Raw genomic sequence first — 9,951 nt, 5'->3', positions numbered from 1 at the left:
TGGACACCCTTGCCATTAGCTAACAGTTCCTACTGCCAGGCCTGTAGTGGACTTTCACCACCAAGTTATAGCCCATGCCGGGCACACATTAAAAACCGCACCACTAATTAGTGGTACGGTTTAAAAATAGATTAATTGACTTTTTCTAAGAAATTTTTTGCCATCCAATAGTTTTGACCATTTATTGATATTCTATACCAAGTATAAGTCGTACCATTTAATGGAGCATTTTTGGATACAATACTATAATTTGAATCCAGGCTTAATGCCACTAATTCGTCACTTAACGATCCTTTAACTTCTCCCGCCGGACTTGATCGGTATTGAACATTTGATCCATTAACATAATACAAATTCTTGATATCAACATAATCTCCTGATACCCAACCTTTAGTACCATTATACTGGATGTTTAACCAACCAGATTCATGTTCACCAATAATATCAATTTCACTACCATTAGGTATAGTAGTAATTCGATCATAATTTGTACTAGGGCCTTCTCTAAAGTTCAAGTTATCAGTTACAGTACCAATAATATCTTTAGGGAACTCTTCAAGATCCATTGGTGGCTTAGGTGCATCCGGCTTTGAATCATCTTTTTTAGGTTGATTAATAAATTTCGGAATATCGAATCTTACAGCTACTGAATTCAATGTCTCACCTAAAACATTATAAATATGCTTAGCCTGAATTTCTGGCCACATGATATGGGTTGCATATTGCTTACCTCTTTTGTCATTTTGAGCAGCATACTCAGGGTCCCATTTCATTTTATAAAGTGTATTTTGTCCCTGCGATATATATGAGTTAGAGATATCCTTAGCTCCACCTATAATCGCTGATTCAGGACTAAACCACTTATTCTCAAATGCATAGTTTACTCCACCTACTAATGGACTTTCGTCATGTGCACCATACCCATACATATTATAAACGACATAATCTACATTTTTATGGTTAATATCCCTAATAATATTACCTTTACTATCTCTTTGAATGTTACCATTTTGATCGACACCTACTCCTTTAGCCAAAGTAGAGGTACCATTTCCCGTTTCATGCAATGCATGAACCATAAGATACAATTCGTTTAGATTATGTGTTTTTCCAGCAGTTTTAAACGCAGCTCCAGTATTAGAAAGTGTTCCTTTATTTTGAAGGAATTTTGAATCTATCTCACTAACTGTTATATCTGTAGTGCTGTCGAGAAGCATAAACTGATAATACTCTGGTGAATTCTTTGCAAAGTTAGATGGATTTAAATAATACCTAACATTTGCTTCATCAGCTGGAATATTCCCTGCTCCATCATATTTTGGCGAACCTTCTTTGAGTTGAATTTCTACAAAACGATCGAAGGAAATATTATATTCTGTTACTTTATCAGATTTATACTTTTTTTCTATTAGATTATAAGTTTTATCATCTACTATTCCATGTACATGTAACCCATGATCCCTTTGAAAATCTTTAACTCTATCAGTAGTAAAAGAACCAAAGTATTTGGTTTCTAGAATAGTTCCATAATCTATTGCATTTAACATTTTCTTTATCTCAACTATTTGTGAGTTACGTTCACCTTCTTGTAAAGGTGAATCGTGTACTTCATCAATCTTGTCCCAAGTGGATTGATTTACAACCCCTGTTACTTTTAGACCATAGTATTTTTGAAAGTTTTTAACTTGTTGTGTAGTATAACTACCAAAGTAAGTTGTTTCGAGTATTTTTCCAAAAGATAGCTTATTAAGTTTTTCTTTTAACTCTACTACCCCTTTATGTCTCTTACCTTCTTGAAAAACTGTGTTCATTAAATTATTGATAGTAGACTCGGTCTTTTGGTCTATTATTCCGCTTGGAGCTAGATTGTGATCAGCTTGAAACACTTTTACTCTTTTTTCTGTGAATTCCCCAAAATAATCGGAAACAAGAATAGTTCCATATCCTAACCTATTCAAACTAGTTTTAAGTTCACTTAGGTTTTCATGTGCTTCACCTAACTGGTATGGACTATTATAAACTTCATTCAGTTTGTTTAATGTGACACTGTCTACAATCCCGTGGTTCTTCAATCCATAATAACTTTGAAAGTCTTTCACTTTCTTTTCTGTAAAATCCCCAAAGTAATCAGTTACTAAGATACCATTAAAACCAACTCTATTTAACTTTCTCTTAATATCTGATACCTCACCTGATCGATTTCCCACTTGTAATGGGCTATAATAGACTTGATCAAGCTGATCTAAAGTGTCTTGATTCGCTTGTCCTGTTTGATTAAGTCCATAATACGCTTGAAAGTCTTCGACTCGTTTTTTCGTATAACTACCATAGTAGTCCGTTACTTTAATGCCATTAAAACCAAGCGCGTTTAACTTACGTTTCATAACTGATATAGTATTGTGTCGGTCCCCTACTCCGTACCCTTCGGCCACGAAGTTTTGTAATAATTCACGAGTATAAGAATCTGCGATACCATTGCTTTTAATCCCTATAAAACTTTGAAATTCTTCTACTCGTTGGGCTGTAAAATTCCCATAATAATCTGTGACTTGAATTCCTCCAAATCCCATACTATTTAGTTGGACTTTGAGGTCACTTATTTCAGCGTGGCTATTCCCTACCTGAAATGGGCTGTGATAAACCTCATCTAGTTTATTTAAACTAGTTTGATTCATCACCCCAGTCACCGCTAAACCATAGTTTGCTTGAAAGGCCTTCACTTTACTACGGGTATATTCACCAAAATATTCTGTTTCCAATATCCCGCTAAATCCAATCGCATTTAATTTTGCCTTGAATTCAGCTATCTCTGGGGCTCGATCACCTAACTCATAAGGTGGTGAACTTTGAGTTGTAGTCATCTCACTCATCGAACGGACTTGTTCTTCAGTTTCTTCCTCTTCTGTCTCTTCTGAATTAGACTCTTGAACCTCTTCAAGTTCAGATTCGGAATCCTTTTCTGATTGCTTAACCTCTTCTTCGTCGTCTGAGTTTAAGTGTTCTTCTGAAGAGTTCTCACCCTCTGAAAATTCATCTGAATTTTCGTCTGTTGTTTCAGATGAAGAAGATTCATTGTTTGAAGTATCCTCGTCTTCTTCTGATAAGTCATCCTCTGAGCTTGATTCATTTCCTTCTTCTTTCTCAGACTCTTCTTCAAGCGGGGTTTCACCGTTTTCTTCTGTTTCTTGATTGGTTTGTTGATCAAGCTGATCTTCTTCCTCATCATTAGCCAATTCTGTTTCTTCTTCTGATTCTGATAGACTACTAGATTCAGTTTCTTCATATGTATCTTCAATTGATTCATCGTCTGTTTCAGCGTTTAATACCAGAGGAAACAATAACAAGCTAAACATAATTAGACTTATTACAACTTTTTTCAACATTACACCTCCTTATATTCCAAATTTTCACACCATTTATTATCATACAATAACAAAAAAGTTTCAACAAAGTAATAAAAAAAGGTAAGAATTTCTTCTTACCTTTTTTTACTATCACCTAATTTATTAACGATTTTTCTGAAAGGGGCAGTATATTTCCATGATTTACTATTAACTACGTTGTTATATTTCTTTTTCTCATTATTTAGCTCATCCACTATTTTATGTTGTTTATTTCTTTTTTTATTTTTTTGTTTTTTAACTTTAAATCCTATTTCAATTGGACGTTCTATTTTTTCTTCTGTAACCTTTTCTACTATAGAATTTGGCGAGCCTTTCAATAAAATTTTCTTGAAATTATCAACATTCTTTTTTTCAGGACTTGAAACAATAACAACTACCTTCCCATTATTTAAATTTTTAGCATACCCATGTAGATTCCTTTGAATCGCCTGTTTTCTAACCCAACTTCTATAATTAACTTTTTGAACTTTTCCCGACACATAAAATTTCTTAGTATAAGATTGTCCAATCGGAGTTGGTCTTATTTCAATATACTTAACTGTTCCATCTCTCAGTGGGTTTAAAATACCTTTAAAATCAAAAAAATAAGTTGATTTATTTTCATTTTTCGTTTCTGGAAAGTATAAATCAACAATAGCTCCAGCTATATCTCTATACTTCCCTTCCATAGGAAAATGGTGAAAACCTATTTCAGCAGTTGCATTCATTTCTATAATAGTTGCTTTACGATTGTCTAATGGATCAACTATTAAATCTAGACCGCCATGCTTAAAATTTGGTATAGATTTTGCAGCATTAACCGCAATTTCTTTTACTTCACCTGTCAATATGTCTGTAGCGTCTAGAGGATCGCCGCCTGCAGATAAATTACTTTTAGTTCTTAAATAAAGTACCTCTCCATCTTCTAAAACCGTGTCTAGAGTGTACCCTTTCCTCTTAATCTGATCTTTGACTTCATAATCAATGTCAATTGATTTTGATCTTAAATACGGATTTGATTTTTTTTCTTTATTTTTTAATTTAATTAATTCCTTAATAGAATTTAGACCATCACCTTCAATATTTGCTGGTATCCTATTGGTAGCACCAATTACTTCATCCCCAACTACATACACTCGATACTCTTCACCATAAACATGTTGTTCTATGATGATACCAGAATTTGAATGGGATTTTTTAAACTCATTTAAAACTTCAATAAACTGTTGTTCATTAGCTATATCAGTATATACGCCCTTACCTAAACTTCCTTTTGTAGGCTTTATAACTAAAGGAAACCCAATTTTTCGAGCATAATTAAGTAATTCTTCTTTTTCTACATCCTTAGAAAATTCTCTTCCTTTTGGAACAGGAACATTACTCTTAGATAATACAGATTTTGTCCAATCTTTATCCTTACAAATATCTACAGCGTCATTGCTTATTAGATCCCCTCTAGACCTGAAAAAATAATGTGTTTTCTCATCAGAAGATAAAGAAAACCTTCTACCCAGAAAATGTTTCCCGACAGTCTTTACACTTGGAAAATCTACATCTTCAGAATAAAAAGTCAATCTTAATCCACGTCTCCAACCTTCAAGAGCTATTAAATAACCGCACAAATCATATCCATAAGCTCCCTTTACCACTTCATAAGTTAAATATGGTTGAAAATCATTTGTCAAAATAATACACCTTCTTAGTTATTTTTAAATATAGTCGTTATATTCCAGCTTTTTTATCAACTTTTTGCTTATTTTCTTTTAAATTAGTTTTTGACTCTGAATTTGTTTTACTATTATTTTTACTTTTTATTTTAACGGTCTTTTTGGGTTTTCTGTAAATATCAAAACCTAGTTTCAATGATCCTGTGAAATTTGAAGCTTTCTCACTCGTTATTTTTGAACTTTTATCTAATTTTTCGGCAACATAATCTTTTAGCTCATACACAACCTCTTTAGGACCTGCGACAACTAATTGGTATTCATTTTCACTTTTTAATTTTAAATATCCACTAACTCTGAATTTACTAGCCTTTTTACCAATCAATTCGAATTGGCTTTTATTTAGAGCAATCTTATCAGCCATAATAAAGTTAAATTTCTTCATAATTATCTCACCTTTTGGAAAAGGGGCTACTTTTATTTCTTGTGCTTTACCACTTTTTAGTAAATTCCAATAAGACTCGTAATCAAAAAATAAATTATTGATATCTTCATTTATGATTTTACTATTAGGAAAATAATAATTGATTATTTTTTTTGGAATATCTCGAGCCTTCCCTTCTAAAGGAAAAAGATGTCCCCCTGCCCCAGCCCTACTATTTACTTCTATAACGACTGCTTTATTATCTTTTGAGTTATATAAAACATCAACACCACATTGTGGCAAACCAGGTATAGCATAAGAGGCCTTTATGGCAATATCTTTGACAGTTTCCGATATTTCTTCAGTAAAATCAATTGAATCCCCACCAGTTGACAAGTTCCCTTTTTGTCTTAAGAAAAGTTTTTTTCCATTTTCTAATATACTTTCCAAACTATATCCTTCTTGATCAAGGTGTTGTAAAACTTCATGATCAATTTTAATTAATCTTGCATGCAAATTTGGAACTTTTTTTCTTTCTGCATTCTTATCTTCAATTAATTTTTGTATAGTATCTTTTCCATTTCCTGTTATGTTTGCCGGAGTTCTTTTTATAACGCCTGCTACTTCTCCATTCACAACATATAACCTATATTCTTCACCTTTAAAGTATTGTTCAACAATCATTTTATTAATATTTAAATCTACTTTTAAATATTTAATAGCATTAAGGAGTTCTTCTTTATTTTTTATATTTGATATAACACCTTTACCCCTTCTTCCATCAAGAGGTTTTATGACAACTGGATATTTTATTTCATTCGCATAATTTAGTATTTCGTCATTTGTAGCTTCTTGAGTAAATACTCTACCTTCAGGAACTGGGACACTAGAATTAGATAAGTACTCTTTTGTTAGATTTTTATCAATACATATTTCTGTAGCCTTTTTAGTAACTTTATCTCCACGGGTAACAGAAAAATGATGTTCATTATTTTTATCACTTAGCTTAAACCTAATTAAATTTTTTGAACCAATGGTATAAAAAGTTAAATTTAAACCTCTTCTCCAGCCTTCTAAAGCCATAACATACATGTCAATTTTATCGCCAAAAGCAAATTTGGGAATTGCTTTTTTTAATTTTGGTAACCAATCATAACTACCACTCATAATATCCCCCCTTTTATTCACAATCTATCTCTTTCTAACTATTGCTGTAACACTCCTAACAGGTTCCGTCATTTTCCATGACCTACTATTTAATATATGTTGATTATCCTTTACAACACGATCTCTCAACCTAGTTTTTTGTACTAGTTCTTTTTCCATTTTTTTAGCTGCATACTGTACCGATTTAACACTAGTTGTTTTATAGTCATGTGTTATATCAAAACCAATTGTAAATGGTTCATCACAATATTCTTCTTTAATTAAATCAACCTTTGAACGTTGTGGGTATTCCCTTATTTTATTCTTATAGTTTTTGACTGCTTCTTTATCATTACCTGCAATAAAGATTTCAATTTCATCAAATACGCTGTTATTTACATAACCATGTAATCCTAGTTCAATTGCGCTTTTCTTAAGAAATTGATGATAACTATAGTGCTGTACGTCGCCTTTCACAATATATTTACGTGAATAGATTTTCCCTTGTGGCATCGGTGCTACTTCCACCTCTAGAGCCATTCTGTTTTCAAGTGGTTCTAATACTTTTGTAAGATCGAAATAGACTCTTGAATCGGATGTATCAAACCCTTTTGTTTCTGGAAAATAATAATCCACGATTGCTTTTGGTATATCTCGTGCCTTACCTCTAAGTGGGAATAGGATTCCACCGATTTGGGCAGTTGGGTTTAATTCAATTACAACACCTTCTGCATCAGTGTTATTCCCCTCATTAACAATGATATCAACACCACCGTGGTAAAGGCCTGGTACAGCTTTCAGAGCATTAATCGCAATGTTTTTGATTTCTTCAGATATAGTATCTGTGACATCGATCGGGTCTCCACCTGATGATACATTCGTTTTTTGTCTTAGTAAGATTTGTTCTCCTTTATCTGGAACACTTCCTAAAGTGTAACCTGATTCTTGGATGAATTCTAAGACTTCCACATCTATATCAATTAAACAACTATTGAGTCTGGCATTTTTTCTTCTCTCACGGTTTTTTAAGTCGATTAACTCTTCAATCGTATGAATGCCATCACCCATAACGTTTGCGGGTTTACGGTTATAAGCTGCAATGACTTGGTCTTCTATAACATATACCCTATATTCCTCACCTTTAATATACTGTTCAACGATAACTTCACCATATTCTAATGTGTGACGCACATATTCAATGGCTTTTCTTAGTTCTTGTTCGTTTTTGATATTGGTGACAACCCCGTTACCAAGACTGGCATTTGTAGGTTTAAGAACTAATGGGAAACCTAGTTTTAAACTATAATTGTAAATTTCTTCATCCGTTGCATCTTCTTCAAAACCTGTTCCTAATGGTACCGGTACTCCAGCTTTTTTAAGCCACTCTTTCGTATCATCTTTCTCAGAACCGATTTCTACTGCTTCATTCGTTACTTTATCTCCACGGGTTCTAAAAAAGTAATGGGTGCGTTCATCTGAACTTAAAGAGAATAATCGACCTGGAGGGTTTACTCCAAAGATAATCATATCTTGAAAATGCTCTGAGTCTTTAGTATACCATTTTAATTTTAGACCTCTTCTCCATCCTTCTAATGCAATAGCAAATGCATCAAGTCTTGTCTTTCTAGCATTTTTAACAATTTCATTTGTTAAATGGGGAAGACTAATACCTTGCTGTTCACTCATCATTTTTCCTCCTATTTTATTCTCTTCACAATTGCACCGAATAATCGAATTGGTGATGTTACTTTCCATGAGAAGCTTTGTTTAAGGTTTCTTCTCTTCTTCTCTTCTTTTTTAATTTCTAAATCAAGACGTTCTAACTGTTTTTTATAGTTATTGATTTCATTAATTTGAGTTTTGAGATCTAATTTGATTTCAAAACCTACATTTAAAAAGCCTTCATACGGTTCTTCTCTTACCTCTTCAACTTCTGATCTTTCAGGATCCTCATATAATCCATTTTTAAAATCATCTACCATCTCTGGGTCGAGGCCGGCGACTACGACTTCAATCCCTTCATCCTCAATGCTCATGACATAACCATGTAATTCACGTTCAAAAGCTTGCTTTCTTAATCCTCTATGATAACCAATATTTTGCACATCACCCGTGACGATATATTTTTTAGCAAACACTTTTCCTAATGGTGCTGGTGTTACTGTTGTTGAGCTTGCTTCATAGTTAAAAAGTGGATCAAGGACATCATAGAAATCAAAGAACATTTGAGATTTCGTTCCATTTATATGTTTTGTCTCTGGGAAGTAATAATCAATAATAGCAGATGGAATATCTCGGCTTTCTCCTTTAATTGGGAATAATAAACCACCGATTTGAGCTGTTGCATTGACTTCAATCACATAAGCTTGACCATCACGATCTACCATTAAGTCCACTGCCCCATGGCTCATATTTGGTATAGCTTTTAAAGCATTAATCGCTATTTGTTTCGCATCTGGGCTAATATCATTAAGAACATCGATTGGATCCCCACCGATTGAAATGTTGCATTTTTTACTCAAGAAGATTTGTTTTCCTTCTTCTACAACCGTGTCTAACGATAGATTGTGTCGACCAATGTAGTCTTTCAGCTCATTGTTTATTTTTATTTGACAATTAATTAATCTTGGGTTGTCCTGACGAATTAGGTTCTTTTGCTCGATTAATTGACGAATAGTATGTTTTCCATCTCCAACGACATTTGGTGGAATACGCTTCATCGCACCAACTACTTCATTTTCAATTACGTAAAGACGATAGTCTTCTCCATCCACATACTTTTCGATGATGATTCTGTCGGTGTTTAATTGTTCTCTAAGACTTTGAACGGAAAATTCTAACTCACCATCACTCAAAACGTTAGTATAGACACCTCTACCGAAACTACCATCTGTTGGTTTTACTACGACGGGATATCCAAGACTTTCTGCATAAGCTTTTATTTCCTCAATCGTAGATTCTTCGTTAAATTCTTTGCCTTCAGGAACTTTTACATTTGCTTTCTCTAAGTATTCCTTAGTCTTTTGCTTACTCTTTCCGATTTCAACTGCTTCATTTGTAATTAAGTCCCCTCTTGTTCGGAAAAAGTAATGTACTTTTTCTCCATTACTTAACGAAAAAAGTTGACCTGGTTCATCCACAAACCAAGTCGTGAGGTCTTTAAACTTCTCATGATCCTTAATATGCCATTTGAGTGTTAGTCCTCTGCGCCATCCCTCAAGGGCTACCATATATGAATCGAGATAATTTCCTTGAATGCCGTCTAGTATTTCTTTTGGCAGGTGTTTAAGCCAATTCTCCTGATTGTCTGCCATTCCTTTGTCCTCCTAAATAA

At 33.5% G+C, this 9,951-nt stretch carries 5 protein-coding genes; all 5 read right to left on the bottom strand.

Annotated features, from left to right (window positions below; genetic code table 11):
* Positions 1-131 precede the first annotated feature (131 nt).
* Positions 132-3,380 (bottom strand): peptidoglycan-binding protein, encoded by a 3,249-nt coding sequence (locus BMY57_RS11045; protein WP_177176376.1) that lies wholly within the window; start codon positions 3,378-3,380, stop codon positions 132-134.
* 98 nt (positions 3,381-3,478) lie between these two features.
* Positions 3,479-5,068 (bottom strand): acylphosphatase, encoded by a 1,590-nt coding sequence (locus BMY57_RS11040; protein WP_091774271.1) that lies wholly within the window; start codon positions 5,066-5,068, stop codon positions 3,479-3,481.
* A 37-nt stretch (positions 5,069-5,105) separates the two neighbouring features.
* Positions 5,106-6,638 (bottom strand): ATP-grasp domain-containing protein, encoded by a 1,533-nt coding sequence (locus tag BMY57_RS11035; protein WP_091774269.1) that lies wholly within the window; start codon positions 6,636-6,638, stop codon positions 5,106-5,108.
* A gap of 24 nt (positions 6,639-6,662) precedes the next feature.
* Positions 6,663-8,303 carry an acylphosphatase gene (locus BMY57_RS11030; RefSeq protein WP_091774268.1) on the bottom strand — a complete coding sequence of 547 codons (1,641 nt, stop codon included), beginning with the start codon at positions 8,301-8,303 and terminating at the stop codon, positions 6,663-6,665.
* A gap of 11 nt (positions 8,304-8,314) precedes the next feature.
* Positions 8,315-9,931 carry an acylphosphatase gene (locus BMY57_RS11025; RefSeq protein ID WP_091774266.1) on the bottom strand — a complete coding sequence of 539 codons (1,617 nt, stop codon included), beginning with the start codon at positions 9,929-9,931 and terminating at the stop codon, positions 8,315-8,317.
* Between the last annotated feature and the right edge of the window lie 20 nt (positions 9,932-9,951).

It is taken from the genome of Piscibacillus halophilus, assembly GCF_900110685.1.
GTDB lineage: Bacteria > Bacillota > Bacilli > Bacillales > Alkalibacillaceae > Piscibacillus > Piscibacillus halophilus.
This window is presented reverse-complemented; position numbering and strand designations above follow the sequence as displayed.

Coding starts and splice junctions, on each gene's coding strand:
- BMY57_RS11030 (WP_091774268.1), bottom strand. CDS start 8,303: ATGAGTGAACAGCAAGGTATTAGTCTTCCCCATTTAACAAATGAAATT.
- BMY57_RS11035 (WP_091774269.1), bottom strand. CDS start 6,638: ATGAGTGGTAGTTATGATTGGTTACCAAAATTAAAAAAAGCAATTCCC.
- BMY57_RS11025 (WP_091774266.1), bottom strand. CDS start 9,931: ATGGCAGACAATCAGGAGAATTGGCTTAAACACCTGCCAAAAGAAATA.